28 protein-coding genes are annotated in these 26,277 nt (G+C 61.3%); 23 read left to right on the plus strand and 5 right to left on the minus strand.

Annotated elements, in window-relative coordinates; genetic code table 11:
* Positions 1 to 30 precede the first annotated feature (30 nt).
* Complete coding sequence (locus C0617_RS06945) at positions 31 to 1,137, plus strand: redoxin domain-containing protein (RefSeq protein ID WP_291316290.1); 1,107 nt, start codon at positions 31 to 33, stop codon at positions 1,135 to 1,137.
* Between the two features lie 106 nt (positions 1,138 to 1,243).
* Here the strand turns inward: C0617_RS06945 and C0617_RS06950 are convergent, their stop codons facing one another.
* Positions 1,244 to 1,432 carry a zinc ribbon domain-containing protein gene (locus C0617_RS06950; protein WP_291316291.1) on the minus strand — a complete coding sequence of 63 codons (189 nt, stop codon included), beginning with the start codon at positions 1,430 to 1,432 and terminating at the stop codon, positions 1,244 to 1,246.
* Between the two features lie 313 nt (positions 1,433 to 1,745).
* Positions 1,746 to 1,880 (minus strand): hypothetical protein, encoded by a 135-nt coding sequence (locus C0617_RS06955; protein ID WP_291316292.1) that lies wholly within the window; start codon positions 1,878 to 1,880, stop codon positions 1,746 to 1,748.
* Between the two features lie 636 nt (positions 1,881 to 2,516).
* Here C0617_RS06955 and C0617_RS06960 point away from each other — a divergent pair.
* Entirely contained in the window at positions 2,517 to 3,785 is a 1,269-nt protein-coding gene (locus C0617_RS06960) for an outer membrane protein transport protein (RefSeq protein ID WP_291316293.1), read from the plus strand.
* A 244-nt stretch (positions 3,786 to 4,029) separates the two neighbouring features.
* On the opposite strand, the gene hcp is transcribed toward C0617_RS06960, so the two are convergent.
* Positions 4,030 to 5,643 carry a hydroxylamine reductase gene (hcp, locus tag C0617_RS06965; protein ID WP_291316294.1) on the minus strand — a complete coding sequence of 538 codons (1,614 nt, stop codon included), beginning with the start codon at positions 5,641 to 5,643 and terminating at the stop codon, positions 4,030 to 4,032.
* A 284-nt stretch (positions 5,644 to 5,927) separates the two neighbouring features.
* On the opposite strand from hcp, the gene C0617_RS06970 reads away from it, so the two are divergent.
* The 3 genes from C0617_RS06970 (at position 5,928) to C0617_RS06980 (ending at position 9,668) form a co-directional block, all read left to right on the plus strand.
* Positions 5,928 to 8,324 carry an AsmA family protein gene (locus C0617_RS06970; protein ID WP_291316295.1) on the plus strand — a complete coding sequence of 799 codons (2,397 nt, stop codon included), beginning with the start codon at positions 5,928 to 5,930 and terminating at the stop codon, positions 8,322 to 8,324.
* Positions 8,325 to 8,432: 108 nt separating this feature from the next.
* Positions 8,433 to 8,927: a ferritin family protein gene (locus C0617_RS06975; protein WP_291316296.1), complete on the plus strand. Its 495-nt coding sequence runs from the start codon at positions 8,433 to 8,435 to the stop codon at positions 8,925 to 8,927.
* 228 nt (positions 8,928 to 9,155) lie between these two features.
* Positions 9,156 to 9,668, plus strand: a complete 513-nt coding sequence (locus tag C0617_RS06980; protein WP_291316297.1) for a ferritin family protein — start codon at positions 9,156 to 9,158, stop codon at positions 9,666 to 9,668.
* 23 nt (positions 9,669 to 9,691) lie between these two features.
* Here the strand turns inward: C0617_RS06980 and C0617_RS06985 are convergent, their stop codons facing one another.
* Together C0617_RS06985 and C0617_RS06990 are read right to left on the minus strand one after the other, a co-directional pair.
* On the minus strand, positions 9,692 to 9,922 hold the full coding sequence (locus tag C0617_RS06985; protein WP_291316298.1) for a hypothetical protein: 231 nt from the start codon (positions 9,920 to 9,922) through the stop codon (positions 9,692 to 9,694).
* Positions 9,923 to 9,948: 26 nt separating this feature from the next.
* Positions 9,949 to 10,626, minus strand: coding sequence for a type 1 glutamine amidotransferase domain-containing protein (locus C0617_RS06990; protein WP_291316299.1), 678 nt, complete (start codon positions 10,624 to 10,626; stop codon positions 9,949 to 9,951).
* A gap of 243 nt (positions 10,627 to 10,869) precedes the next feature.
* Here C0617_RS06990 and rtcA point away from each other — a divergent pair, with 243 nt between their 5' ends.
* The 18 genes from rtcA (at position 10,870) to C0617_RS07075 (ending at position 26,272) form a co-directional block, all read left to right on the plus strand.
* Complete coding sequence (rtcA, locus tag C0617_RS17070; RefSeq protein WP_365889015.1) at positions 10,870 to 11,865, plus strand: RNA 3'-terminal phosphate cyclase; 996 nt, start codon at positions 10,870 to 10,872, stop codon at positions 11,863 to 11,865.
* 260 nt (positions 11,866 to 12,125) lie between these two features.
* Entirely contained in the window at positions 12,126 to 12,350 is a 225-nt protein-coding gene (locus tag C0617_RS06995) for a 4Fe-4S dicluster domain-containing protein (protein ID WP_291316300.1), read from the plus strand.
* A gap of 21 nt (positions 12,351 to 12,371) precedes the next feature.
* Positions 12,372 to 13,439, plus strand: a complete 1,068-nt coding sequence (locus C0617_RS07000; RefSeq protein ID WP_291316301.1) for a 3-methyl-2-oxobutanoate dehydrogenase subunit VorB — start codon at positions 12,372 to 12,374, stop codon at positions 13,437 to 13,439.
* Positions 13,440 to 13,453: 14 nt separating this feature from the next.
* The gene (locus C0617_RS07005) at positions 13,454 to 14,197 is read left to right on the plus strand and encodes a thiamine pyrophosphate-dependent enzyme (RefSeq protein WP_363324359.1); all 744 of its coding nucleotides are present in this window, start codon (positions 13,454 to 13,456) and stop codon (positions 14,195 to 14,197) included.
* Between the two features lie 28 nt (positions 14,198 to 14,225).
* On the plus strand, positions 14,226 to 14,783 hold the full coding sequence (locus C0617_RS07010) for a 2-oxoacid:acceptor oxidoreductase family protein (protein ID WP_291316303.1): 558 nt from the start codon (positions 14,226 to 14,228) through the stop codon (positions 14,781 to 14,783).
* 28 nt (positions 14,784 to 14,811) lie between these two features.
* Positions 14,812 to 15,231: a DNA polymerase III subunit chi gene (locus tag C0617_RS07015; RefSeq protein WP_291316304.1), complete on the plus strand. Its 420-nt coding sequence runs from the start codon at positions 14,812 to 14,814 to the stop codon at positions 15,229 to 15,231.
* Positions 15,209 to 15,976, plus strand: coding sequence for an RsmE family RNA methyltransferase (locus tag C0617_RS07020; protein ID WP_291316305.1), 768 nt, complete (start codon positions 15,209 to 15,211; stop codon positions 15,974 to 15,976). Before C0617_RS07015 ends, C0617_RS07020 begins: the two co-directional genes overlap by 23 nt.
* Positions 15,973 to 16,728 carry an RNA methyltransferase gene (locus tag C0617_RS07025; protein WP_291316306.1) on the plus strand — a complete coding sequence of 252 codons (756 nt, stop codon included), beginning with the start codon at positions 15,973 to 15,975 and terminating at the stop codon, positions 16,726 to 16,728. Before C0617_RS07020 ends, C0617_RS07025 begins: the two co-directional genes overlap by 4 nt.
* 52 nt (positions 16,729 to 16,780) lie before the next feature.
* Positions 16,781 to 17,176, plus strand: coding sequence for a hypothetical protein (locus tag C0617_RS07030; RefSeq protein WP_291316307.1), 396 nt, complete (start codon positions 16,781 to 16,783; stop codon positions 17,174 to 17,176).
* Entirely contained in the window at positions 17,173 to 18,462 is a 1,290-nt protein-coding gene (gene rlmD, locus C0617_RS07035) for a 23S rRNA (uracil(1939)-C(5))-methyltransferase RlmD (protein WP_291316308.1), read from the plus strand. The genes C0617_RS07030 and rlmD overlap by 4 nt, the downstream gene beginning before the upstream one ends.
* A gap of 88 nt (positions 18,463 to 18,550) precedes the next feature.
* A complete protein-coding gene (locus C0617_RS07040; RefSeq protein ID WP_291316309.1) occupies positions 18,551 to 19,225 on the plus strand; it encodes a hypothetical protein in 675 nt (224 codons plus the stop codon).
* Between the two features lie 110 nt (positions 19,226 to 19,335).
* Positions 19,336 to 19,824, plus strand: coding sequence for a ribosome maturation factor RimP (rimP, locus tag C0617_RS07045; protein WP_291316310.1), 489 nt, complete (start codon positions 19,336 to 19,338; stop codon positions 19,822 to 19,824).
* Between the two features lie 103 nt (positions 19,825 to 19,927).
* Positions 19,928 to 21,250 carry a transcription termination factor NusA gene (nusA, locus tag C0617_RS07050; protein WP_291316311.1) on the plus strand — a complete coding sequence of 441 codons (1,323 nt, stop codon included), beginning with the start codon at positions 19,928 to 19,930 and terminating at the stop codon, positions 21,248 to 21,250.
* A 5-nt stretch (positions 21,251 to 21,255) separates the two neighbouring features.
* Entirely contained in the window at positions 21,256 to 21,852 is a 597-nt protein-coding gene (locus C0617_RS07055) for a DUF448 domain-containing protein (protein WP_291316312.1), read from the plus strand.
* On the plus strand, positions 21,852 to 24,569 hold the full coding sequence (infB, locus tag C0617_RS07060; protein ID WP_291316313.1) for a translation initiation factor IF-2: 2,718 nt from the start codon (positions 21,852 to 21,854) through the stop codon (positions 24,567 to 24,569). The genes C0617_RS07055 and infB overlap by 1 nt, the downstream gene beginning before the upstream one ends.
* Before the next feature lie 45 nt (positions 24,570 to 24,614).
* Entirely contained in the window at positions 24,615 to 24,902 is a 288-nt protein-coding gene (locus C0617_RS07065) for a DUF503 domain-containing protein (protein ID WP_291316314.1), read from the plus strand.
* Between the two features lie 52 nt (positions 24,903 to 24,954).
* The gene (rbfA, locus tag C0617_RS07070; protein ID WP_291316315.1) at positions 24,955 to 25,332 is read left to right on the plus strand and encodes a 30S ribosome-binding factor RbfA; all 378 of its coding nucleotides are present in this window, start codon (positions 24,955 to 24,957) and stop codon (positions 25,330 to 25,332) included.
* Complete coding sequence (locus C0617_RS07075; RefSeq protein ID WP_291316316.1) at positions 25,304 to 26,272, plus strand: bifunctional oligoribonuclease/PAP phosphatase NrnA; 969 nt, start codon at positions 25,304 to 25,306, stop codon at positions 26,270 to 26,272. Before rbfA ends, C0617_RS07075 begins: the two co-directional genes overlap by 29 nt.
* Positions 26,273 to 26,277: the final 5 nt, after the last annotated feature.

Genomic DNA, 26,277 nt, shown 5'->3' on the forward strand with positions numbered 1-26,277 from the left:
TCCTCGTTGCAGATAACGAGGGAGGCTTCCATGGCAAGACACCTTGCTGTTCTAATCCTGCCCCTTTTGCTCATCGCCTTTTCTCTTTCCGTATGCCTGGCCGAAGGCGCCGGCCTGGTCGGCCTGGGAGACCCCTTCCCGGAACTTTCCCTGACGACCCCCGCCGCCTCCGATGCCCGGGACTATCTTGGCCTGGCGCCCGGAGAGCGGTTCACCCTCAGTCAGGTCGAGGCGGACCTGGTCCTGGTGGAGATGCTCAATGTCCATTGCCCCCACTGCCAGATGCAGACCGGTCCGTACAACGAGCTATTCGAACGGATAGAAGCCGATCCGGAGACCCGGGGGAAGATCAAAATTCTCGGGCTGGCCGCCGGGAACGTTGCCGACGAGGTGGCACGCTTCGTTGCCGACTTCCGGGTCCGGTTCCCCATCGTCGCCGATCCGCAGTTCCGGTTCCACCGCGCTCTCGGCGCCGGCACCACTCCCCTGTCCATCTACGTCCGCCAGGGCGCTCCGGGCCAGGAAGGGGTCGTCGCCGGCAGCCACCTCGGGATGAACCTTGAGCACGAAAGGCTTTTCGCGGAACTGCGCGGCCTGGCGTCCGAGGACCTCGAGGACCTGCGTCGGCGGGGGCGGCGGATCGAGAAAGCGCGAACCGCCATCGCGCCCCTCTTCAGCGAGGAGGAGCTTCAGTACCGGGTGCGCACCGCGGTGATCGATGCCGGAGGGGTGATCGTCGAGTTGAGTCCGGTGGCGCTGCGAAGCGGCCGCCGGGTCTATACGGCCCTGATGAAGAGGGACGAGAGGCGGGAGCGGCTCTTCGCCGAGGTGGTCAGCCGCACTTCGGTGTGCGACATCTGTCACGACGTTCACTTCGTCTACGTCTTCGACGCTTCGGGCCGGGTGGTCGGCTTCGAGCCACTGCAGTTGACCAAGTACGGCAACGAGCCCTGGAGTCCCGGGGATGTGCAGAAGATGACCCGTCGTGTGCTGGGCAGGCCTCTCGTTTCTCCGGCTCCCTTCGACCCCGAGGTGGACGCAGTCACCTCGGCCACCATCACCTCGGCGGTTATCTTCGACAGTCTGGCTCAGGGGGAGGGGCTGCTGGGAGAACTCCGGGAGAAGGGATTGCTCTAAAAAGGGGGAGGGGCTGTAGAGGGAACTTCCGAAGAAGGGAAAAGGAACGGGGCCGGTCGGCCCCGTTCCTGCGTTTTGCGGTGGTCACGCCACCGAATTTCTAGGCTCAGCCGAAGCCCGAACCGGGCGGGGGCGTGCAGCCGCCGCTGCCCCCGCTCGAAGACGCTGCAAAGACAGAAACGCTGCGGCGGGCCGTCTTTCCGCAAGCCGGGCAGGGGGTCTCCTCAGACGGTTGACGCTCGATTTTTTCGACGACCTGTTGGCAGTCGCTGCATCGGTATTCGTAAATGGGCATGGGACCTCCTTGGGATTCTGCTTGATATACTGAAAATCATATATAAGAAGGGGGCCTGTTACAAGCGCCAATCGGCGGGCGAGTGGTCCTTGTTTGGAAACCGCAATGAAAACGATGCTCTGGAATGGGACGCTGGAATCATTCTTAGGGAAATCATGGGGAAGGATGGGAGGGGATTCGGCTCCTTCCCCGGTATGGAATGGTTCGAAGAGTCGAAGATCTGCCTTGGAACCGGAAATGCCCGAAGGGCCCTGATCGTTCGATCAGGGCCCTTCGGGTCGTGTGGTGATTCTTTTTTCCTGGCGGAAGCGACCTAGTCGCTTCCGAATTTCCAGGAATCATCCGACTCCCCGGTACAGAGGAGGGAAATGTCCTCGTAGGACATGTCCGGTTCCGTCTCTGCCAGTTCCTCCTCGTCGATCCAGAACGCCTTTGCCGCTTCTCCCATGGTCCCTGCTCCTTGTTGGATTGTTGTTCGGAAGATCCCTTCCGTCTTCCGGCCCGCCAGACATGCGCAGCCTGCATGCCCAAGGACGATTGCGAGAGTTGTGCCAACAACGCATATCCTTCCAACTACCCGAATTGGCAATGAAATAACCGTTTTCCGTATACGCCTCAGGCGGATGCGGGTCAAAGTGCCCCAGGCCTCCGGGGCAAAATGACCCGCCCGAGCCTGAACGGGGCCCTTGGAAGGGTTTTCGGGCGGGACACGAATAGGATTTCGGTGAATTCAATGCCTCGAGCCGGGGGGGGCTATTCGCCTCGAATCTCTTCGGCCGCCGGGCTTTTCATTTGACTTCCTCGGCTAAAAGTAATAGGGAATGTAATAGGTTCTCGGAGAAAAGTAGCAAGGCATGGGAGGGGCCGCTTCGGCCCTCCGGCCTGCTAGGCTCGAGAGGGGCCCGGTTCCCGTTGCTCGAAGGGCTGTCGGAGGCGAAAGGCTCTCTGCTTCCCACTCGCTGCTCCCCTTCGGAGGCACCCCGGGAAAACCACCACTTGGCCGTGCCGGGGAGGCAATGGGGCCTTCCTGCCACCGGGGTGTCTTCTCATCCCCGGAACAAAGGCCAGAAAAGGGGCATCAAACATGACGCGAAGAAGCGTCAGACAGCGCTGGTTACCCCTGCTCGCCTTTCTGCTCCTGGTTTCCATTCCCCAGGGCGCCGAAGGGACCAACGGGATGAACCTGATCGGCTTCGGGGCCGTCTCTCCGGCTATGGGCGGGGCCGACCTGGCGCTTGTCGACAACGCCACGGCGATGAACATCAATCCCGCCGGACTCTGCGAGTGCGCCGGGCCTGAAATCGGACTCGCCCTCAGCCTCCTCATGCCGCAGATCACCCATGGGCATTCTCACGGCGAAAGCCACGACGCGCAGGACCAGGTATTTCTCCTACCCCTGCTTACCTACGCGCAGCCGGTGACCCTGGCAGGGGTTCCCCTGACTGTTGGGGTCGGGCTCTTTTCCCAGGGGGGGATGGGCGTGGATCACAGGGGACTGCACACCCCGTTCGGCACGGTCGACGACCTCAGTTCCGACGTGCGGTACGCCAAGGTCACCCCGACGCTGGCCTGGCGCAGCCCGGTGAGCGGCCTGAAGCTTGGGGCCAGCCTCAATCTCGGTTACGCCAACACGGAAATGGAGCTCTTCCCCGAGTCATCCGGTCCCGAGTTCGCAGGGATGGATCTCGAGGGGATGGAAGCCTTCGGCTACGGCTTTCGCCTCGGCTTTCAGTATACCCTCGGGCGCGTGACCTTCGGAGGCGCCTACCTCTCCAGGTCGGAACTCGACTTTGACGGGGGGAACATGGTTCTCAATTTCGGCGAGGAGAAGGTTCGATACGACGCCGAGATGGAGGGCTTCGACTGGCCGCGACAGGCGGGGCTGGGGATCAGCTACCATGTTTCGCCGCGGATCCGACTGGCGGCCGATGTCGACTGGATCGATTGGGAGGGTGCCATCGATACGATTATCATCCGCCTCGATAACCCCTCGAGCCCTACCGCGCCGGCCAGCCGAACCATTCGATTTCCCATGGACTGGAAGGAGCAGTGGGTCTACGCGGTCGGGGCCGAAATAGAAGCCCTGCCGGGGTGGCTTCTGCGCCTCGGGTACAATCACGGTGATTCCCCCGTTCCCGACACCACACTCTCCCCGCTCTTCCCGGCGATCGTCGAAGACCACCTGACCGCCGGGGTCGGCACCCAGCACGGGCAATGGAGTTTCGATCTCGCCTTCGAGGTGGCCCTTTCCGCGCGGCAGGACAACGACAACCCCAGCAACCCCTTTGGGGGGATCTTTTACGAAAAGCACTCCCAGTTTCTCGCCCACGCCATGGTGCGGCGCTTCTTCTAGGCCGGCGGAAGCCTTCTCGGCGATGCGACGGGTCACTTTTCCAATCGGACCCCCCCTTTCGGTCCGCTTTTCCAAACTGCGACAACCCAAAAAGATGTTGTTGACTTCTCGGCCACCTCCTCGGCGTGCTGGGTCAGGGAGCCGTCCCGCCATCCCTTTCTCGCGCGGGAATCTGTACGGAAAAAGCCTCGCCCACCGGTTTCGGAGGGCGAGGCTTTTTGATGTGCGAACGAGCGGGTTGAAATCAGCCGAGAATCGCCTTGAGGTCCTCGTCGGCTGTGCCGATGGGGGCGATGTTGAAGTTCTCCACCAGGAAGTTGAGGACGTTCGGGGTGACGAAGGCCGGCAGGGTCGGCCCCAGTTTGATGTTCTTTATCCCGAGGTGGAGCAGGGTGAGAAGGATCGCCACCGCCTTCTGCTCGTACCAGGAGAGGATCAGGCTGAGGGGCAGGTCGTTGACCCCGCAGTCAAAGGCGTCCGCTAGGGCCAGGGCGATCTGGACAGCGCTGTAGGCGTCGTTGCACTGGCCGACGTCGAGCAGGCGGGGGATGCCCCCGATGTCGCCGAACTCGAGCTTGTTGAAGCGGTACTTGCCGCAGGCCAGGGTCAGGATGACCGTGTCCTTGGGGGCCTTCTCGGCGAACTCGGTGTAGTAGTTGCGCCCGGACTTTGCGCCGTCGCAGCCGCCGATGAGGAAGAAGTGCTTGATGGCGCCGGCCTTGACTCCCTCGATGACCTTGTCGGCGACGCCGAGAACTGCATTGTGACCGAAGCCGACCAGGATCTCCTTGCCGGGTTTCTCCTCGAACCCCGGGCTGGCGAGGGCCTTTTCGATCACAGCGGAGAAGTCCCAGCCGTCAATGTGCTTGACGTCGGGCCACTGCACCAGGCCCCAGGTGAAGAGGCGGTCCTTGTAGGCATCTGTCGGGCGCTGGATGCAGTTGGTGTTGAAAATGATGGCGCCGGGGAAGTCGGGAAATTCCTTGGCCTGGTCCTGCCAGGCGTTGCCGAAGTTGCCGGCGAGGTGAGGGTACTTTTTGAGGCCGGGATAGCCGTGGGCGGGGAGCATCTCGCCGTGGGTGTAGATGTTGATCCCCTTGCCCTCGGTCTGCTTGAGCAATTCCTCGAGCATGCGAAGGTCGTGGCCGGAGACGAGGATGGCCTTTCCGGCCCTGGTGCCGAGCTGGACCGGGGTCGGAACCGGGTGGCCGTAGTGGTCGGTGTGAGCCTTGTTGAGCAGCTCCATGGTGACAAGGTTGATGCGGCCGCATTCCATGGCGAGGGTGACGAAGTCCGTCAGGCCGAGGCTGTTGTCGAGGGTCGCGGCAAGGGCCTTGTGGGTGAAGGCGTAGATCTCGTCGCTTTCGGCGCCAAGGGTGAGGGCGTGTTCGGCGTAGGCGGCGTAGCCCTTGATGCCGTAGATGACGAGTTCCTGCACGCTCTTGACGTCCGGGTCGATGTCGTTGCTCTTGACGCCGTGGGCTTCGCCCTGCTGCACCAGGGCGGCGCTGCCGATGGCCGGCTGCCAGTCGGCGGCCTCGGGGACGGGCCCGCTGACAGGGCCGGCCAGGGACTTGGCCTGCTCTTTGACCTCGCCGCACTTGCGCAAGACCCTTTCGATGGCAGCAGGGTCGAAGTCGACGTTGGTGACGGTGGTGAAGAGACCCTCGATCATGAAGCGGTCGATTGCGGCCTCTATTTTTCCGGCCTTGCGCGCCTCGTTGGCCCAGAAAGCGACCCCCTTGAGGCCGTAGACTAGCAGGTCCTGCAGGGCGGCAACGTCCGGTTGCTTGCCACAGACGCCGACTTTCGTGCATCCGGTTCCCTGGGCGGTTTGTTCGCATTGGTAACAAAACATCTTGTATTCCTCCTCTTGGTCGGGTGTTGGTGTTTGGTAAATCCAGGCGGCAGGACCTGATAATTTTCCCCCGATAGGCCGATGATCATTCCTTGAAGCGGTATAATTGCTAAGCGAAGTTTATCAGGGATTTGCGCTTAGGATAGGTCTAGGGAGCGGGGGGCACCTTGACCAGAGTCAAAAATGTTGACCCAAAAGAACGTTTTCTGGGAGCGGGGTGGATATCTTCCGCTGAAGGTCCAGACCTTGTCGGCTCTGGCTTTCGGTAACCGAGGAGGCAGAAAGTGAAGAAACTCGGAAAGTATTTCGGCATAGGTGTCGCCATACTGGTCGTTTTGACGATTGTTTTTGCGATCCTTGCCAAGGTCCTCATCACCCCGGAGCGGGTGCGCGATACCCTGCAGCCCCTCGCCAAAAAGGCACTGCACCGCGAGGTCGGCCTCGGCGCGGTGGAGGTGAGCCTCCTCTCCGGCATCACCCTCGGCGACCTGGTCGTTGCCGAACGCGACGGAGCCGATCCCTTTGTGGCGGCAGAGAAGGTTGTGCTGCGCTACAGTTTATGGCCTCTGCTCGCAGGGCGGGTGGTTGTCGATGAGGTTCGCCTTGTGAAGCCCTCCATCCGGGTCGTACGCCTTGCCGACGGGAGTTTCAATTTCAGCGACCTGCTCGGTGCCGGGCCAGTGGACCCGGTCCAGGAAACGGAAAAGAGCGCGGAGCCGGAAGTTACCCCGGATGGCCAGCCCCTCGACCTCCTGGTGTCCGAGGTTTCCATCGCCGAAGGGGAGATTCTCTTTCTCGACCATGCCCTCGGGACCGAGGCGCCCTACCGGCACAAGGTGTCCGAACTGGAACTGCGCGCCCGGGATATCTCCCTGGAGGATGCCTTCCCCTTCGATCTCAGCGCCGTCGTCAACGGGGGCTCTCTGGCCGTCTTGGGGGAAGCTAATCCAAAGGCGCTGTCTGGAAGTGCCGATGTGAAGATGAAGGGTCTGGACCTGGTCCCCTTCACGCCCTACTTCCGAGAGGCGCTCCCCGGAAAACTAGGTTCTCTCAAGGTGAGTCTCGATCTTGCCCTGGAGGGAGGCGCAGGCAAAGTCAGTTCGAGCGGGAAGGTTGGCCTGGATGAGATCGACCTTCTTTTGAATGCCCTTCCGGATGCTCCGATTCAGGGCGGCGCCCTTCACCTCGACTATGCCTTGGGGGTCGACCTGAACGCAGGACGGCTCGACCTGGAGCGTGGGGTCATCGCATTTAATGGCGTTCCGCTGGAGGTTTCCGGCCATGTGGAGGATTTCCTGCAAAGCCCCGTACTCGCACTGGCCCTCGTCCTGAAGGATCTGGAACTTGAGCCCAGCCTTTCAGCCCTGCCTCCGGGGCTGGTGCCGGAGCTCGGCGAGCTGAAACCTGCCGGCTCCGTCAATGCCCGGATCAATCTGGCCGGAAGCACAGCAGAGCCGATGAAGCTCCTGCGGGACGGAGAGATCCGGCTCGAAAATGTACAGGCCAGCGCAGGGGGCGCCCGGCCGGCGCTGTCGGGGGTGATCGCCCTTGAGAAGGACTCATTCAGGTCCGAGGGACTCAAGCTGGTCCTGGGAGAGAACCGTGCCGACATCGACCTGAATGGGAGCAACCTCTACGGAAAGCCGATCGTAATATCCAGTGCCATCCGTTCCGACCGCTTTCTGATCGAGCCCCTTCTGGGGACGGCCGCGGCGCCGGCCGCCGCAGCAAAGAAAGGCGGGGCCGGGGACCAGGCACCGAAAGCGGGTTCGGAAGTCGGGCCTCTCGACCTGCCTCTGCGGGCCGAAGGGACGGTTCAGATCGGCCAGACCGTTTACAAGGGGCTCGCCGTGAACAACTTCGACATGCACTATCTTCTCGACAAAAACATCCTGACCGTGGACCGGATGACCGGTGAAATGGCGGGGGGTACCCTGAGCGAGACGGCCCGGGTCGATCTTGGCCAGAAAGGGCTCGCCTATACCGCCGACCTGGCTTTCAGCGGGGTGCAGGCCGACCCCCTGGTGAGCGCCTTTGCCCCCAAGGCGAGCGGCATGATCTTCGGTCTGCTCAATTTTCAAACCCACATGAGCGGCCGCGGGACCCTTCCCGAGACCTTCAAGCGCAGTATCTCAGGAAAGGGCAAGCTGACTCTGGGCGACGGAAAACTGACCGGTGCCGGTCTGGTCGTGGGCCTCGCCGATTTCCTCGGACTTCCGGAGCTTCGGGAGCTGCGGTTCAGCGATGCCAAGGGGAGTTTCACCATAAAAGATGGACGGATCAACCTGTCGAGCGATTTCAACGGCCGGGAGGTTCGCCTGGCTCCCAGCGGCAACGTCGGTCTCGACGGTTCCCTCGACGTGGTCCTCGACGGCCGGCTCTCCCCGGAGCTGACCGCCAAGCTCGACAAGGCGGGCAGGACCAGCAAGTTCCTGAGGGATGCCGAGGGGTGGGGTCAACTGCCCCTGAAAGTCACCGGCACGATGGGGTCGCCCCGGTTCACACTCGATACAACGGCTGCGGTCGAACAGGTGAAGGAGAAGGCCCGGGAAAAGATCGAGAAGACTATACAGGAGAAGATATTCAAGAAGATCGATCCGGGAGCGGCCGAGGGTGAGGGCGTCGAGGAGCCGGCCAAACAACTCCTGGAAAAGACCTTCAAGGGGTTGTTCTGCAATTGACAGGCCCGATTCACCGGCCTAGGATGGATCCATCATTCAAGTCCGGAAACGGCCGTATCCCAGCGGGGCGGTGCGGGGTGCCGGGGCAACGACAAAGGAGCATGGTCGATGACGGGAGTCGAAGATTTCAGCGGGTTCGAGGTGGTCAAGGCGGCCATGGAGGTGGAGAAGAACGGCCACCGCTTCTATTCGGCCATGGCCCAGAAGGCCGACAGTGAATTGGCGCGGGAGATTTTCTCCTGGCTGGCCCAGGACGAGGTCCAGCACCTGAAAACCCTTGAAGACCTCGTGCCCAAATACGAGGAAGGCGCTTTCTGGGACGACGAGGAGCAGTTTCTACCCTACCTGCGTCGTTTCCGGGCACAGGAGATCTTCCCTTCCCGAGAACGCCTCGAAGCGCTGCTTCACCAGGGCGATTCAGATGTAAAGGCTCTCGACCTGGCCATCGAGGCCGAGGAGCGCTTCTCCGAGTATTTCCACAAGGCGTCCCAAAGCGCGCGGACCCAGGACGGCAAGGACGCCTTTGCCTGGCTGGCATCCGAGGAAGAGCGGCACGCCACGATTCTCAAGGAGCGAAAGGAAAAAATTCTCTCCGCCTCTTAACCATGAAAACGGCCCGACCCCCTCTCCGGGCGCCTCGCAGAAGAGGCGCCTTTTTTGTTTTCCGCCTTCTCTGCAGAGGCATTCATGGCCCCCTGGTGCGGCCTTGACAGTCCATGTTCTCCCGCTAAAGTTTTAGTCACCGCATATCCCCGGAGGCGGCGAAGGCTACGATCCGGACAGGCCTGAGGGCGGGGGCGGCGGGATCCTGACCTCGAAGGAGAGGACGTTATGAATGTTTTCGATTTTGCACTGCAGATGGAAACGGACGGCAAGGTGTTTTACGAGAAAATGGCCCGGGAGACCAAGATTCCCGGTTTGAATACGATTTTCTCCCGCCTCGCCGACGACGAGCAGAAGCACTATGAAACGATCCGGGCCCTCAAGGACGAATCCCCGCCCTCCATGGCTCAGACGATGGTGCTGGAGGCGACCCAAAACGTCTTCACGGAACTTCTTCACGAAAAAGACGCCCTCGGCCCCATCGAGGGGGACCTGGAGGGATACCGCTACGCCATGAAGATCGAGGCCGAAAGCTTTCGATTTTACGAGAACGCGGCCAAGCGGGATAAAGACCCGGCCGTTGCGGCCCTGCTGCTCCGGATTGCCGATGAGGAACGGAAACATTTCAATATCGTGGAAAACATCCTTCACTTCGTTGACGCCCCCAACAACTACCTGGCCTGGGGCGAATTCAGCAACATCGAAGAGTTTCGCCAGTTCGGCCGGGACGTTGACCTGTGACGGGGCGGTGAATCTCCTTTCGCTCAGTTTCGCCCCGGCAATCCCTCGGTTGCCAGCTTGAGCCCCAGAAGAATGACCGGCAGGAGGTGAAACAGGAGGTCGAAGATGTCGACCGGCCGGCGCAGTGCCCCGCTCAGGAGCATGCGCACCTTTTCCACGAGGTGGGGCTCGGGTACAAAGGGCGCCAGTCCCAACGCCACGACCAGGACGATGAGGACCGGGTAAGGAATGTCCTTGAGGATCGGGATCTCCATAGCGTCGGTCTTTCCGTATCCGGGGTTCAGTCACCCCGGTTTAAAAGTTCCAGCACGGCCCGGGCGGTACTGGCGCTTGACTGGGGGTTCTGGCCTGTGATCAGGTTGCCGTCCCTTTCCACATGGTCCTGCCAGTTGGATCCGGTCACGAACTTCGCTCCCAGTTCCCTTAGCCTGCTCTCCAGAAGGAAGGGCATCAGTCCGTCCAGTTCAACGGTTTTCTCCTCCGCGTCGGTAAAGGCGGTGAGGGTGCGGCCTGCTACAAGGGGGCGCCCGTCCTTCCCCAGCGCCCCGACCAGTCCCGCCGGGCCGTGGCAGACCGCGGCAATCACCTTCTCCTGTCCTTCGAAGGTCTCGAGCAGTCGTTGAAGCGCTTTGCACTCGGGTAGGTCGAACATGGTCCCGTGCCCTCCCGGAAGGAACAGGGCTTCAAAGGGGGCCGAATCGACCCGATTCAGGGGGCGGGTCTTTTCCAAGGCCTTCCGGGCCGCTGCCCATTGTTCCTTCTGTTCTTCTGGGGGTGTGCTGCGAGGGTCGATCGGTGCGGATCCGCCCCCGGGGCTGGCCACCTCGACATCGAATCCGGCCTCGCGAAAGGCCTCGAAGGGGACCGCGAACTCTTCCAGCCACAGGCCGGTCGGATGATCGGAATCGATACGGTCGCAATTGGTCACCACAAAAAGGATGCTTTTCCCGGGGTTCATGCCGTCCTCCCGATATGGGGTGCTCAGGTCGAAACTGCGGAACTGCCGTTCCTAGTATAGCAGAGGGGCATGCCTCAATGCCCTGCTACGCGGCGGGAAGGGACTCTGTTGGCGGCAGGGCACCTCTTTATCGTCGGAGATTGCAATTGGTCGAGATCGATGGATCGATGGGGGAGGGGGGCGGGCAGGTNCGGGCAGGTCCTGCGCAGCGCCCTGACCCTTTCCCTGCTGACGGGCCGGTCGATGCGGATCCGGTCCATCCGGGCCGGGCGCAGAAAACCCGGTCTGATGGCTCAGCACCTGAAGGCGGTGGAGGCCGCCTCCGTCATCAGCGGGGCGAAGGCGGAAGGAGTCCACGGGGGATCGACGGAGCTCGTTTTCCGTCCCGGGAACCTTTCCCCCGGAGAATACCGATTCGACATCGGCACTGCGGGGTCAACCTCCCTGGTGCTTCAGGCCGTTCTGCTGCCCCTGGCTCTGTGCGGAGCCCCCTCTTCGCTGGCCATCACCGGGGGAACCCATGTGGCCTGGAGCCCCTGTTTTCATTACCTCTCACTGCACTGGATGCCCTGCCTGCGCCTGATAGGCCTGGTGGGTGAGTTGACCCTGGACAGGGCCGGATATTATCCCAAGGGGGGCGGCCGCATCAGGGCTCGGATCGCTCCCTTGTCGGCCCTGACTCCCCTGAAAATGAAAGAACGCGGACCCCTGCAGAGTGTCCACTGCCTTTCCGCGGTGACCAACCTTCCGCTGTCTGTTGCGGAGCGTCAAAGCTGGCAGGCGCGGACCAGGTTGGAGGGGCTCGGGGTCGATGTGTCTTCAGAAGAGATTCGGTTGCCGGGGATCGGCAGAGGGACGCTGCTTCTGCTCCTGGGGGTTTTTGCCGCGTCCCGGTGTTGTTTTTACGCCCTTGGAGAGCGGGGCAAGTCGGCCGAGGGGGTGGCCGACGAGGCGGTCGAAGCTTTGCTCGGCTTTCAGAAAACGGAGGGAGACGTTGACGAGTATCTGGCCGACCAGATGCTTCTTCCCCTGGCCCTCGCCCCCGGTCTTTCGGAGCTGAATACGGCACGGGTGAGCAGGCACCTGCTCACGAATGCCGAGGTCATAAAAACGTTTCTCCCGGTCCATATCGAGATCGATGCCCCCGCGGGCCGGCCGGGTCTGGTCAGAATCGAGGGATGCGGGCTCGATGGGCTCCGAAGGATGAGGCGGGGAGGATTGCCCCTTTCACTTCGCTAGTTGCGATTAGAAACCTGTCGTTCGTCTTTGCCCCCTTGTTCGTTCGGGGGGATTTTTATTTCCCTGCACGGATCCGTTGACGCGCGCAAGTGAAGAAGGAAGATCGAGAGAGGATGAGAAAAAGCTAAGGAGTAACGGTATCTTGAACGGTTTGACCCGCGATGTCTACAGGAGATTCAGGTTGACGCGCCGGGCCCGAGTTTGATAATAATAAAAAGTTATTTGATACCCAAACCTTGCAGGGAAAGGATGGCAGGGACGTGCCGAAAATAGTTATCGACGAGATGCGCTGCAAGGGGTGCGCGCTATGCACCATCGCCTGCCCCCGGGGCCTGATCCGCCTGAGCGAGCATATCAACAAGCAGGGATTCCTGCCTGCCGTGATCTCCGAGGAGGACCTGGCCAAATGTACCTCCTGCGCTCTCTGCGCCCAGATGTGCCCCGACGTGGCGATCTGCGTCTTCAAGGAAAAGAAAAGGGCCTGACGGCCGTCTGCGGAGGATGTTTTGAGCAAAAGGCTCTTTGTCAAAGGGAACGAGGCGGTCGCCATGGGGGCCATTGAGGCCGGGTGTCGTTTTTATTTCGGATATCCGATCACCACCCAGAGCGACATTCCCGAATATATTTCACGGGAATTCCCAAAGGTGGGCGGAACCTTCATCCAGGCGGAAAGCGAAATCGCCTCCATCAACATGCTGCTCGGAGCCAGCGCTTGCGGCGAGCGGGCCATGACTTCGTCGTCCAGCCCCGGGATCTCCCTCAAGCAGGAGGGGATCTCCTACATGGCCGGCAGCGAACTGCCCGGGCTGATCGTCAACATCTGCCGCTCCGGACCGGGTCTCGGCGGGATCGACGCCTCCCAGGCCGACTATTTCCAGTCCGTCAAGGGCGGCGGTCACGGCGGTTACCACATCATCGTCCTTGCGCCAGGTTCGGTGCAGGAAATGTACGACCTCACCATGCTCGCCTTCGATCTCTCCGACCGCTACCGCGTCCCCGCCATGATCCTCGGCGATTCGGTGCTCGGCCAGATGAAGGAGGCGATGACGCCACACCCCTACGAGCCCCCCGTGGACCTGCCGGAGAAGGACTGGGTCGTGACCGGCAAGGGCGCGCACGGTGGGCAGCGCATTGTCAAGTCCCTCTATCTCGGCGACGGCGAACTGGAGGCCCACAACTGGCGTCTGCACGCCAAGTACGCCGAACTCAAGGAGAAAGAGGTGCGCTACGAGGGGGTCGGGCTGGAGGACGCCGAACTGGTCGTCACCGCCTTCGGTTCCACCGCCCGCATCGCCAAGACCGCCATTCGCATGGCCCGGGACGAGGGGCTGCGGGTCGGGCTGCTGCGCCCCATTACCGTCTTCCCCTTCCCAGAGCAGGCGTTCCTGCAGGCCACCGAGACCGCTAAACGGGTGCTGTGCATCGAACTCAACGCCGGGCAAATGGTTCAGGACGTGCGCCTGTCGGTCGATCGGGACGCCGAGGTCTTTTTTTACGGCCGTCCCCCCGGGGCGGGCTCTCTGCCGACGCCCGAAGAGCTTCTGGAACAGATTCGAAAATACTACAAGGACTGAACATGACCCAGCCTATGCAGCAGGTCTTCGGCCACCCCGCCTCGCTCAAAGACGTACAGACCCATTTCTGCCCCGGTTGCCAGCACGGCACCATCCATCGCCTGGTTGCCGAAGCCATGGACAGTTTCGGCGTTCAGGACCGGACCATCGGCGTCGCCTCGGTGGGATGCTCCGTCTTCCTTTACGGCTACTTCGACATCGACGTTGTGGAGGCCCCCCATGGCCGCGCCCCGGCGGTCGCGACCGGGGTCAAGAGGGCCCGCCCCGACCGGATCGTCTTCACCTACCAGGGCGACGGCGACCTGGCCGCCATCGGCACCAGCGAGATCATCCACGCCGCCAACCGGGGCGAAGCGATGACCGTTATCTTTGTCAACAACACGACATACGGCATGACCGGTGGCCAGATGGCTCCGACCACCCTGCCCGAACAGAAGACCACGACCTCCCCCTATGGGCGGGACGTGGAGCAGGCCGGCCACCCCATCCGAATGGCCGAACTGCTGACCGGCCTCGAGGGGACCGCCTACAGTGCACGGGTCTCGGTCAATTCCCCCAAGAACATCCTGCAGGCCGGACGGGCCATCAAAAAGGCCTTCGAAATGCAGATCGAGGGGAAGGGGTTCGCCTTTATCGAGGTCCTGTCGGCCTGTCCCACAAACTGGGGGATGAACCCTCTGGCGGCCAACGAGCGGGTGGCCGAGGAGATGATTCCCTACTTTCCGCTTGGCGTGTTCAAGGATAATTCCGAGGCCTGAGGGCCCCTAACCGATGGGATACTGTGCGATGACTTACGACGTGTTCATGGCCGGCTTCGGCGGCCAGGGAATCCTCCTGGCAGGGAACCTTCTCGCCTATGCCGCCATGGGAGAGGGGAAGAACGTTTCCTATTTTCCGGCCTACGGGGTCGAAAAAAGGGGCGGGGCGGCGACCTGCACCGTGGTGATTTCCGACGAGGAGGTCGGTTCGCCGGTGATCGGCAGTCCGGGCGCAGCCCTGATCCTCAACCAGCTGTCCATGGAGAAGTACTTTTCCCGGGTGCGCCCGGACGGGTTCTGCCTTGTCAACTCCTCCCTGGTGGACGAACCCGGTCACGGCCGGGATGACATCCAGATTCTGCGCATTCCCCTCAACGACATTGCCCTAGAGGTCGGCGACGCCCGCCTGGTCAACATGATTTCTCTCGGGGCCTACGCCGCCCGGACCGGCGCGGTGGAACTGTCCAGCATCAAGGAGGCCCTCAAGGAGGCCCTCCCCGAGAGGAACCATCGCTTCATCCCCATGAACGCGCAGGCTATCGACATGGGCGCCGAATTTGCCCGGGGCAGGGCCGCCGTCGCCTGATTTTTGTATTCGCTCCAGGGGCACCGCCATGACCAAGGTCCACTTCATAAAACTGCGGCGTCAGGAAAAGGCCAGGCACCTCTGCGATCTGGCGGATGAGTTTTACGGACGGGGTCGGAGGGTGTTGATCACCGTGCAGGACCAAAACCAGGGGGTGACTCTGGATCGTTTCATGTGGACCTGGAAGAAGGATTCTTTCATCCCCCACGCCTACGACAACGGCGCCGTCGAATGCCTCGATGAGGCGGTTGTCATCGGGAACTGCGAGCGCAATCCCAACGGCGCCAAGGTCTTGATCATGGGGAAGCCTTGCGGCCTCGAGTTCCTTCGTCAGTTCGAGGATGTCATCGATTTCGCCGAGATTTTCGATGACCAGTTGGCCGCCGCCGCGCGGGATCGTTTTGCCAGCTATCGGGAGGCAGGCCTTGAGCCAGGAATGCGTCAATAAGGGGGGCCCAAAAAGCCTGATTCGCCTGGACGCGGTCCCCGCCCTCGAGACGGAGGTGACATTGTCGCCGAAGGCCGTTGCGGCTGTGGGCTGCTGGGAAGCACGTCCCGGAGAGGTCCTGACCTGCGTCGATCCTGAGCAGGGCTGCTACCGGGCCCGCCTGGCCAGTCTCGACTCCGGCGGCGGAGTGGTTGTCCCCTTTGAAAAGCTCAAACGCCCCGCCGAGAGCCTCGTGACCCTTGAGGTTTTTCAGGCGCTGCCGGAGAAGGAGCGCTTCGAGCTGATCCTTCAGAAACTCACCGAGATCGGTGTGGCACGGATCGTTCCTTTTGTCTCCGAGCGTTCCACGACCCCCGAGGAGCGGGATGCGGGGCAGAAGAAATCCCATCGCTGGCCCGACGTGGTCCTGCGTGCCGCAAAACAGTGCCGCCGGGCGGTGATCCCGGAACTTTTCCCGGTGGTCTCCTGGGACGAAGCCCTTTACCGGGCCAACCACTGCGCCCTGCGCCTCATGCTCTACGAGGGAGAGACTTCCTGGACCCTCAGGGAAGCCCTTGAGAAGGAAAACTCCGCCCGGATCGCACTGCTGGTCGGCCCCGAAGGAGGATTCTCGGAAGATGAGGTCGAGGAGGCCAGGGCTATGGGGTTTCTTCCCGTCTCGGTCGGGCCTCGAATCCTGCGCACCGAAACAGCGGCCATTGTTGGTGCGGCCGTCGTTCAGTTCGCCCTCGGAGACCTGGGATGAATGGTTCGGTCGCTGCAAACCTGGACAATGTCTGCGTTGTTCTCGTCGAACCCCAGGGCGGGCTGAACATCGGCTCGGTCTGCCGTGCGATGATGAACTTCGGATTCTCCGACCTGCGCCTGGTCAACCCTGAAACGGACCATCTCGGCGGCGAGGCTCGGCTCATGGCGGTGAAGGCCTCCAGGCTCCTCGAAGAGGCCGCGGTGTTCGGATCGTTGGAGAAGGCTCTCGAGGACTGCCACATGGCCCTGGGGACGACCCGCCGTTTCGGAAAGTACCGAGAGGACTTCCTTCATCCGGACGATGCCGGACGGTTCCTTCTGCCTTGGAGCGAAAAGGGAAGGGTGGCCCTGGTCTTCGGGCGCGAGGACAAGGGGTTGCTCACCGACGAACTGGCGCTCTGCCAGCGCTTTATCACCATTCCCACCTCCGACCAGCTTCCCTCGATGAACCTGGCCCAGGCGGTCTCCCTCTGCCTTTACGAGACCGCAAAGGCCCTCGGGGAGTCCAGGGGCAAGGACTACGGACGGAAAAAGCAGGCCTCCGGAAAGACCCTGGAGGGGATGTACGGTCACATGAAGAAGACCCTGGTCGATATCGACTACCTCGACACCAATAACCCGGAACATATCCTGCGCACCTTCCGGCGCATCTTCGGAAGGGCCGGGCTCAACGACCGGGAAGTCCGTATTTTGCGCGGCCTCTGGAGCCGTATCGACTGGGTGGAGGGGGAACGGCGCAAAAAAGGCTGAACCCCGAAGTGTCCCGGTCCATCTTCTTTTGCCTTCTGTTTTCAGAGACGCTATGCAAACCCTGATATCCAGCAAAAGACTGGCCAACGGGCTGGTCGTCGAATTCCACGACGCCTCCAACCGCTATTACGGTGATTTCCACCGGGTGTGCATCGAAGTCCGGTGTCGCATTCCCCTGGCGGAGATTCCCCGTGAGGTGCTCCAGGCGGCTGGAGCCGACCCGGAGGGGGGCCTCGCCGTTCTCGGAGAGGTCGCAACCTTTTCGCGAACCCTTGAGAAAATGGGCGTGGCCGGGCCCGACCTGGAGAAAACAAGGGACGAGCTTGTGGAGGCCTTCTCAAAAAACACATTCCCCTATCTAGAAACCGCCAGGTTCCTTTCCGGCATGGTCGCCCGGAAGCTGGCCGGCAGCCGAAAGTCACCTTCTCCCTTCGCCCCCAGATCATGATCGACGACCTTCTCATCGAAACCCTTGCCTACGGAGGAGCCGGAATCGGGCGCCACCAGGGCAAGGCTATTTTCGTTCCTTACACGGCGCCTGGCGACCGGGTCCGGTGCCGCGTCGTCCGAGAGAAAAAGCGGTACGTCGTCGGCGAACTGGTCCGCCTGGAGGTTCCCTCCGATCGGCGGCGGACTCCCCCCTGTCCCGTTTACGGCGTATGCGGAGGTTGCCAGTGGCAGCACATGCCCTATGCCGAACAGGCGAGGTGGAAGGAGCGCATTTTCAGCGAAGCTCTTCGACGGGGCTGCGGAACCGAGGGTCCTTTCCTCCCCCTGGCGAAAACTGACGGTGAATGGGGATACCGCAGTCGGGTCCAGTTCAAATGCGGCCAATCCGCAGGCGCTTTCGTTATGGGGTTTTATCGCCGCGGTAGCCACTCCGTGGTGAACATTGAGCATTGTCCCATCGCCGCCGCCCCGATCAACAAGGCCCTCGGCCTTTTCCGCAACTGGCTGCCAGGCGCCCCCCGTCCCGACTCGATTTCTCAGGTGGAGATGGCCGTGGACGATGAAAACGGGGTGCGGGCTACGGTTCATTGTCTGGAGGCGGCCGCCGAGGACCTCGGCGCCTACCTGGCTCCGTTGGCGGAAGAAGCCGGACTTTCCCTTTTTCTGCAGAGCGGCCGCAAGGATTCCCTAATACGGGTCCGCGGCGACGACAATCTCTGGATCCGCCCGCTGGCGGGCAGCGACCTGCGACTCGGTTACGGGCCCGGCGGCTTCGCCCAGGTGAACCTGGAACAAAACCGGGAGCTGGTTCGGTCCGTTAGGAAAGCCGCCGGACTCACTGGACGGGAGAGGGTGCTGGACCTGTTTTGCGGCATGGGGAATTTTTCCGTTCCCCTGGCCCTGGATGCCGAAGAGGTCGTCGGGGTGGAGGGATACCCCCCGTCTATCGCCAGGGCGAGGAAGAATGCTGCTGCAAACGGGGTCAGCAATGCGAATTTTCTGGTCATGGAGGCAGAGGGCGCCGTCTCGGCACTGAGCAGGGACCGTGCCTTCGACCTGGTTGTTCTCGACCCGCCCAGGACCGGCGCTTTCGGGGTGACGGGGGAACTCCTCTCTGCGCGGCCGAAGAACATCCTGTATGTCTCTTGCGACCCTCCAACGCTGGCCAGGGACCTTGCCCCTCTCCTGCGAGGTGGTTACGAGCTTCGTTGGTCAAGGCCCTTCGACCTCTTTCCGCAGACTTACCACGTCGAAAGCGTCACTTTGCTGACCCGCCGCCCCTGAGTTGGGCCGAGGTCCCCGGCAACGGACCCTTTTCGAACCTACCGTATTGCTGTTTGCAGCCTCCCATGAATCTGTTATGCTCAGAAGCATGAACGCTACCTGTTATATCGGCAGAGTCCTGATGGTGATGGTGACCCTCTGCTTGCTGAGCGGTGGATGCGCCCCACTTCCGCAACCCGCCCAAACAGTCTCTATCGCTCCGGACCTCGAACTGGGCCTGACCCTTCCCGGGGATCGCTGGGTGGTCGCCGAAAGTGCGCCCGATTTCCTGGTGGCCGACCGAGCCGAACATCTCGAGCACGATCTGGTGAAACAGGGCAAGAGCGCTACGTCCGAGCAGATTGCCGAAATGGCTTCGAAGCGCCTGGCTGGAAGCGAAGTGTTTATTTTTAATCCTTCGACCCAGGCCCGCCTTGAGATCGACTTCAGCGCTCTCGGACCTGGCGAGGCTTTCCCCTCGGCCGGTGCAGTATCCCGATCGGCTCGTTTTGCCGCGGAAAGCCTGGAAGGCGAAGAAGGGATCGAAGAAGTCGATGTGCGCACCGGTCGAACCAAGGTCTATGGCTCCGAGGTGGCATACCGGCTCGATGCAGGCTACCGGGCTCACGGGGAAGATACACGCTTCGTTGGGGTGATCGGTTTCGCCGCCCCCTACTGGTTTTATTTTTACTATACCGATTCCCTTCGCGATCCCCTTGACAGGGAGGAGATGGAGGGGATTTTACGATCCCTCACGGTGACCGTTCGGGACGGTTCAAAGTAAACTTTTTTCTTGCAATTCACGGCTCTGCATGGTATCAAACCAGCGTAATTGTTAGTTCACTGAAGAAGTGAGCATCTTGCTCGCTTTTTTTTATTTGGAGAGAACGACACGTGTCTCAGTCCACATTGCTTGACCAGATTCACACGTTGATTGGTCCGGTTCTGGAGGAGATGGGCCTGGAATTGGTCGATCTGGAATACAAGCACGAGGGAAGGGACTGGTTTCTGCGGATTTTCATCGACAAGGAGGGAGGGGTCAATCTCGACGATTGCGCCGACGCAAGTCGGGAGGTCGGTACCCTCTTGGAAGTCGAAGATCCGATCAGGACCGCCTATCGGCTCGAGGTTTCCTCGCCCGGCCTTGAACGGCCGTTGAAGCGTCCTCGGGATTATGAACGTTTCAACGGGAAGTTGGTCAAGGTTAAGACCTTTGAGAAATGCGACCCGGACGGTCGCGGTTACGAACGGAAGACCTTCGTTGGAACCCTTCTCGGGCTTGATCAGGGGCAGGTGAGGATCGAGCAGGTCGATAAGAAGGGGGGGGTTGCGGCGTTCCCCCTCGAGAGCATCGCCCAGGCCAACCTCGAAATGGACTTTTGAGAGACGCCACGGACAGTGAGCGCACGGGATAAACAGAATCACGCCATGCGCAGACACCGCTTTGGCGGGTCTCGGGCAGAAGATTGAATAGGGGGATTGTGGGATGGTGGTAAATTTGAACAATATCATCGACCAGGTCGTTAAGGAAAAAGGGGTCGAACGGGACGTTCTGGTCGAGGCTCTCGAGTCCGCCGTGCTTTCCGCGGCCAATAAAAAGTACCGCAACACGCGCGATCTGGAGGCCCATTTCAACGACGAGTTGGGGGAGGTTGACCTCTTTGAGTTCGTTACCGTGGTGGACGAGGTTCAGGATTCCTACAAGGAAATCGACCTGGAGGAGGCGCGGGAGATCGACCCGGACGTCGAACCTGGTGACTCCCTCGGGATGAAGATGGATGCCGGTAATTTCAGCCGCATCGCCGCTCAGACAGCCAAGCAGGTGATTATCCAGAAGGTTCGCGAGGCCGAGAGGGAAGGGATCTTCCACGAGTTCAAGGATCGCGTCGGCGAGTTGGTCAACGGTATCGTGCGACGCTATGAGCGTGGAGACCTGATAGTCGATCTGGGCCGCGCCGAAGCACTCCTTCCCCACCGGGAGCAGGTTCCGAGGGAGAACTACCGGCAGGGTGACCGCGTCCGGGCCTACATCTCGGAAGTGAACATGTCGTCCAAGGGGCCGCAGATTATCTTGTCGCGGACCCATCCGGGAGTCGTGTCCGCACTGTTCCAAACCGAGGTTCCCGAGATTTCCGAAGGGATCGTTGAGATCATGGCCGTTGCCAGGGAGCCCGGAAGTCGGGCCAAGATCGCCGTGGTGTCCCACGATTCTGACGTCGATCCGGTCGGAGCCTGTGTCGGCATGAGGGGGTCCCGGGTGCAGAACGTGGTGTCGGAGCTGCGCGGGGAGAAGATCGACATCATTCCCTGGATTCCCGACATCGCTCGCTTTGCCTGTTCAGCCCTGTCTCCCGCCGAGGTGACCCGTGTCTACGTCGACAACGAGGAGCAGTCTCTGGAGGTCATCGTTCCCGATGACCAGCTTTCCCTGGCCATCGGGAAAAAGGGACAGAACGTTCGTCTGGCCGCTAAATTGACCGGCTGGAGAATCGACATCAAGAGTGAGAGTCGGGCCGCCGAAGAGGAACTCGGCCTTGTCGAGGAGGAAGAGGCCGCCGATGCCGCAGAGGCAGCACCGGAGGAGTTGGCGGACGCCTACACCAGGGACGACCTTTATGAGTTGGCCAAAGAGCACAAGTTGTCCGGGCGCAGTAGCATGACCAAGGAGGAACTGGTCAAGGGGCTGGCGGAACTGGGAGTGCTGGATTCGGTTCAGGCTGACGATGTCGTTGCCGACGCCCCTGCCGAGGACGATTCCGAAGGCGAGCCTGAGGCTGACGAGACAGCTGGGGACGAGACGCAGGAGTAGGGCGCTTGGCATTTTCGGGGCGCAAGGCGCAGAGGACCTGCCTGGGTTGCCGCAAGGCACAGGACCAGGATTTGCTGGTGCGATACGTTCTCACTCCCCAGGGGGAGATCGTGGTCGACTACCGACGGAAGCTTCCGGGACGCGGCGCGTATACTTGCATCGATCCGTCCTGCGTTGCCTCGGCGGTGAAACAAAAGCAATTTCAGAGGGCGTTCAAGAGCGAGATTTTGTCCCCGCAGGGCGACGCGCTGGTGAAGAGCCTGGAACTGCAGATTGAGACGCGTATCCTGAATCTGGTAGGGATGGCGCGAAAAGCTGGAAAGGTCGCAACGGGAGGCAATTTGGTCCTGGGCGCCTTGCGGGTTCCAGGGGAGTTGGCCCTGGTCCTTTTGGCCAGGGATGTTTCCTCGGGAATTGCCGACAAGGTTCTGGCCAAGGCTGAGGTCGCGGGTGTGCCCTGTTTCAGTCTTTCGGACAAGGGTCGCTTGGGCCAAATCACCGGGAAGGGCGAACGAAGCGTGGTCGGTCTTCGGCCCGGGCAACTTGGGGATTCCCTAAAGGGCGAGTTGTTGCGATATAAGTACATCGTAGGGGAGAGTTGATGGCAAAGACAAGGGTATATGAACTGGCACAAAAACTGGGCCTTGACAACAAGGTGCTGCTGGAACGGCTGCATCAGGCCGGAATCGAGGCCAAGAGCCATATGAGTGTTCTCGAGGATGACGAGGTCCGGAAGTTGGAAACTTCGGTCGAACCGGTTGCTGCAGGTGCGTCTGAAGAAAAGGTCGAAGAGCGGGTGGTTCGCCCAGGACTGATTCGCCGTCGCCGCCGGGAAATTCCCAAGGCTGTCGAGGAAGCCGAAGCTCCGGCCGAAGAGGTGGCCGAGGCGCCTCAGGCCGCCGAGCCTGAGAAGGTGCCTGTCGAGACTGAGACCGCTCCTCTCCCCGAGAAGGTTGTCGAGACCCCCACCAGCGAGGCGGAAGCCAGGCATGAGGTTAAGGTAGAAGAGCCTGAGGTCAAGGGCGAGACCGCCCCTGAACCGAGCGCAACTCCTGCAGAGCCGAAAATTGAAGAAGAAGCTGATCTTCCCAAGGAAGAGGCTGTCGAGCCCGCAGCGGTTGAAAAGCCGAAGGTTGACAAGGTGACCCCCTCGCGGGCCAAGATTCTCGGCCGGGTCGAGTTGCCCAAGCCCCGTGTCGCTACGCCTCGAGGCGGGCGTCCCGCCGCTGGCGGGGAGGCCGGTGCCCCCGGGCGGCGCGATGCCGGTAAACGCCCCGGCCGGCCAGCCCCTGCGCCCCGTACTGGTCGCCCTGGTCCGGGTGGGCCCATGATTGCACCGGGGCCCGCCTCTGCGGAAATACCCGGCAAGGACACGCGGGGAAGAAAGAAGGGCAAGAAGGGCAAGTCAGAGGCGCCGCGCGATGTTGAGCAGGCTCGTCGCAAGGGGCGCCGCGAGGTTTTCGAGCCCGACCGCACCGACCGCTATCGCAAGATGCGCAGGGGGGCAAAGCCCGCTAAGAAAACCGAAGTTACAGTCTCCAAGGCCATCAAGCGCATCATCCGCATCAGCGACGCCATTTCCGTCGGTGAGTTGGCCAAGCGCATGGGGGTCAAGGCTAACGACCTGATCAGGGAACTTATGCGCCAGGGGACCATGGTCACTATCAACCATCCCCTTGACTTCGATACCGCAGCTCTGCTCGCCACCGAGTTTAAATACGAGGTAGAGAACGTCGCCTTCGACGAGGAGACGATTCTTGAACATGCCAGCCTAAAAGGGGGCTCCGAGGAGGAGAAGCCGGAGGATCTTCAGGAACGCCCGCCTGTGGTGACCATCATGGGCCACGTCGACCACTGCAAGACCAGCCTGCTCGATGCTATCCGCGCAACCAATGTCACCGAAGGCGAAGCGGGCGGGATTACTCAGCACATCGGGGCCTACGACGTCGAGCTGGAAGGCAAGAAGATCAGTTTCCTCGATACTCCCGGGCACGAGGCCTTCACCTCCATGCGAGCACGTGGCGCACAGGTGACGGATATCGTCATCCTGGTGGTCGCTGCAGACGACGGCGTCATGCCGCAGACCAAGGAGGCGATCAATCACGCCAAGGCCGCCGGGGTGCCCATCATCGTCGCAGTGAACAAGATCGACAAGCCCGGCGCAAACCCCGAGCGGGTCAAGCAGGAGTTGACCGAATTCGAACTTGTCCCGGAGGATTGGGGGGGGGAGACGATCTTCTGCGAGGTTTCCGCCAAGGAGAACATCAACATAGACAGCGTGCTTGAGATGATCCTTCTGCAGGCCGAGGTCATGGAGCTCAAGGCCAACCCTAACAAGCGTGCCAAGGGGGCCATCGTTGAGGCCCGTCTCGATAAGGGACGTGGTCCCGTTGTCACTATCCTTGTCCAGGAGGGGACCCTGCGAATCGGAGATCCCATTGTCAGCGGGGTTCATTTCGGCCGGGCGCGTACCATGACCGACGATCGTGGGAACCGGGTGGAAGAAGCCGGACCGTCCATGCCGGTCGAGGTCACGGGCCTGTCCGGGGTGCCCGATGCTGGAGACACCTTCCATGCGGTGGACGACGAAAAGATCGCCAAGGAAGTTGCCGGCCACCGCCAGCAGAAGCTCCGCGAGGCCGAACTGGCGAAGACCAGCAAGATCTCTCTGGAACAGCTCTACGCCAAAATCCAGGAAGGGGAGGCTATGGAGCTCAAGGCCATCATCAAGGGCGATGTCCAGGGATCCGTCGAGGCCGTTAAGGAATCTCTGACCAAGCTCTCTACCCCCGCATGTCGTCTTGTCGTTATCCACACCGGTGTCGGGGGAATCACGGAGAGCGATATCTCCCTGGCTTCGGCGTCCGACGCCATTGTGCTTGGGTTTAATGTGCGGCCCGAACCGAAGGCGTCGGCCTTGGCTGATGTCGAGGGTGTCGACATCCGCATGTACAACATCATCTATGATGCTGTCGCCGACATCCGTGACGCCATGGAAGGGCTGCTTGCCCCGACCCTGAAAGAAAACGCCCTCGGACGGGTCGAGGTGCGGGAGACCTTCTCCGTGTCGAAGATCGGGACAATCGCCGGGTGCTACGTTCTTGATGGGAAGGTTCTGCGCAACGCGCAGGCACGGCTGGTGCGGGACAACGTCGTCGTCTGGGAGGGGAAGATGGATTCCCTCAAGCGCTTCAAGGACGATGTCCGGGAGGTGGCTGCCGGGTACGAGTGCGGCATTGGCCTGGAAAATTACAACGACATCAAGGTTGGCGACATCATCGAAGTCTTCGAGATGGAAGAGGTGAAGACGACCCTTTAGCCTCGCTTTTTATCGGTCCTGCTGCTTCCCCGTCGAGGACGTCCCATGGTGGTCGGAGTTCTGCGTCTGGAGCTTTTTCTCCATACTCCCCAGAGCCTCAAGGAGAAACGGAGCCTTGTGAAGCGCCTGCTGGGCCGGTGCCGGGAACGCTTCCCGGTCTCCTGCGCGGAAACCGGGATGCAGGACCTCTGGCAGAGAGCCGAACTCGGTTTCGCTTTCGTCTCCCATGACGAGGCTAGCGTTCACGCCCTTTACGAGCGCCTCGAAGAGGAGGTTGCACGGATCGGGGCGGGGGATGTCTGTGACCGCTACCTGGAACTCATTCGTTTCTGAGGGGGGTCCCGCTCGGCTCCCCCCCGCCTGAACGTCACTGGAGAACATCGTCTTGGATAATCCTCGTTCGCATCGCGTAGGCGAGCTTATACAGAAGGAAGTATCTTCTCTGCTTCTCAAGGGGATAAAAGACCCCCGGGTCGGTTTTGTCACCATAACCGCCGTTGAAGTGACTTCGGACCTGCGCCTGGCCCGAATTTATTTCAGCGTGATGGGGGACGAGGCCGCCCGCCAGGAGACCGAAAAGGGGCTGAAGAGCTCGGTGCCCTATCTGCGCCGTCAACTTGGGGGACGGCTTCACATGCGTCACATCCCCGACCTGCTTTTCCTGTATGACTCCAGCCTGGAATACGGGAGTCGAATCGAAACCCTGCTGAAAGAAATCCATTCCCGGCAAGACGATGATCAAAGCGATACTGAAGACGATTGAGGACGGGCAGCGCTTTGTTGTTGCCTCCCATGAAAATCCCGACGGAGACGCCCTGGCCTCCACTCTTGCCCTTTGCCTTGCCCTTACCGAGATGGGGAAGGATGTTGTTGCATACAACCGGGACGGGGTTCCTGAGGCATATGCCTTTCTGCCAGGAAGCGAAAAGGTCGTCAGCGACCTGGGCGAGGATGATTTTTTCGACGTCGGATTTGTGCTCGATGCAGGTGAACTGCGACGGGCGGGCAGCCACCTCCGCAAGAAGTGCCGGACCCTGGTCAACGTCGATCATCATCCCCATTCCGAGCGTTTTGGGGAGATTCACTTCGTTGACGAAGGCGCCAGCGCCACCGGAGCCCTTATTTACCGCGTTTTGAAGTCTGCTGGGGCCAAGATCTCAGGGGACGTTGCATTGTGCATCTATACGGCTATCCTTTCCGACACGGGGTCCTTTCGATATTCCAATGCTGACCCCGAAGCTTTCCGCATTGCGGCCGAGATGGTCGAGGTGGGAGTCGATCCCTGGACTGTGGCCTCCGGGTTGTACGAGAATCAGGATGCCTCCCGGCTGCGCCTTTTGGCTCTGGCCCTGGGAACCCTCACCGTCTCGCACTGCGGCCTTTATGCGTCGGTCAGCGTCACTCAGGAAATGATGGAGGAGGCCGGTGCCGGTCCGGAGCTTACCGACGGTTTCGTCAATTATCCCCGCTCCGTCAACGGGGTAGAGGTGGCCGTATTTTTTCGGCAGCTCGGTCCGGAGCAGTTCAAGGCGGGCTTCCGCTCCAAGGGGAAGGTCGATGTGGGCGCCTTGGCCAGGGAGCTCGGCGGGGGGGGGCATCACAACGCTGCCGGCGCGGAGGTGAAGGGCACCCTTGAGGCCGTCAGAGGTTCGGTCTTCTCGCGCCTTGATGCACTCCTTCCCTCCTGCAAAGTCTCGGCTTAGGCCGG

The sequence above is a fragment of the Desulfuromonas sp. genome (assembly GCF_002868845.1).
Taxonomy (GTDB): Bacteria; Desulfobacterota; Desulfuromonadia; order Desulfuromonadales; family BM501; genus BM501.

Excerpts from the sequence above, each read along its gene's own strand:
- C0617_RS06960 (WP_291316293.1), top strand. The coding sequence starts at position 2,517 with ATGACGCGAAGAAGCGTCAGACAGCGCTGGTTACCCCTGCTCGCCTTT.
- C0617_RS06975 (WP_291316296.1), top strand. The coding sequence starts at position 8,433 with ATGACGGGAGTCGAAGATTTCAGCGGGTTCGAGGTGGTCAAGGCGGCC.
- C0617_RS06950 (WP_291316291.1), bottom strand. The coding sequence starts at position 1,432 with ATGCCCATTTACGAATACCGATGCAGCGACTGCCAACAGGTCGTCGAA.
- C0617_RS07040 (WP_291316309.1), top strand. The coding sequence starts at position 18,551 with ATGAACGCTACCTGTTATATCGGCAGAGTCCTGATGGTGATGGTGACC.
- nusA (WP_291316311.1), top strand. The coding sequence starts at position 19,928 with ATGGTGGTAAATTTGAACAATATCATCGACCAGGTCGTTAAGGAAAAA.
- C0617_RS07025 (WP_291316306.1), top strand. The coding sequence starts at position 15,973 with ATGAATGGTTCGGTCGCTGCAAACCTGGACAATGTCTGCGTTGTTCTC.
- C0617_RS06945 (WP_291316290.1), top strand. The coding sequence starts at position 31 with ATGGCAAGACACCTTGCTGTTCTAATCCTGCCCCTTTTGCTCATCGCC.
- C0617_RS07030 (WP_291316307.1), top strand. The coding sequence starts at position 16,781 with ATGCAAACCCTGATATCCAGCAAAAGACTGGCCAACGGGCTGGTCGTC.
- infB (WP_291316313.1), top strand. The coding sequence starts at position 21,852 with ATGGCAAAGACAAGGGTATATGAACTGGCACAAAAACTGGGCCTTGAC.
- C0617_RS07010 (WP_291316303.1), top strand. The coding sequence starts at position 14,226 with ATGACTTACGACGTGTTCATGGCCGGCTTCGGCGGCCAGGGAATCCTC.
- C0617_RS07005 (WP_363324359.1), top strand. The coding sequence starts at position 13,454 with ATGCAGCAGGTCTTCGGCCACCCCGCCTCGCTCAAAGACGTACAGACC.
- C0617_RS06990 (WP_291316299.1), bottom strand. The coding sequence starts at position 10,626 with ATGAACCCCGGGAAAAGCATCCTTTTTGTGGTGACCAATTGCGACCGT.
- C0617_RS07075 (WP_291316316.1), top strand. The coding sequence starts at position 25,304 with ATGATCAAAGCGATACTGAAGACGATTGAGGACGGGCAGCGCTTTGTT.
- C0617_RS06955 (WP_291316292.1), bottom strand. The coding sequence starts at position 1,880 with ATGGGAGAAGCGGCAAAGGCGTTCTGGATCGACGAGGAGGAACTGGCA.
- rtcA (WP_365889015.1), top strand. The coding sequence starts at position 10,870 with ATGCGGATCCGGTCCATCCGGGCCGGGCGCAGAAAACCCGGTCTGATG.
- rlmD (WP_291316308.1), top strand. The coding sequence starts at position 17,173 with ATGATCGACGACCTTCTCATCGAAACCCTTGCCTACGGAGGAGCCGGA.
- C0617_RS06985 (WP_291316298.1), bottom strand. The coding sequence starts at position 9,922 with ATGGAGATCCCGATCCTCAAGGACATTCCTTACCCGGTCCTCATCGTC.
- hcp (WP_291316294.1), bottom strand. The coding sequence starts at position 5,643 with ATGTTTTGTTACCAATGCGAACAAACCGCCCAGGGAACCGGATGCACG.
- C0617_RS06980 (WP_291316297.1), top strand. The coding sequence starts at position 9,156 with ATGAATGTTTTCGATTTTGCACTGCAGATGGAAACGGACGGCAAGGTG.
- C0617_RS07065 (WP_291316314.1), top strand. The coding sequence starts at position 24,615 with ATGGTGGTCGGAGTTCTGCGTCTGGAGCTTTTTCTCCATACTCCCCAG.
- C0617_RS07015 (WP_291316304.1), top strand. The coding sequence starts at position 14,812 with ATGACCAAGGTCCACTTCATAAAACTGCGGCGTCAGGAAAAGGCCAGG.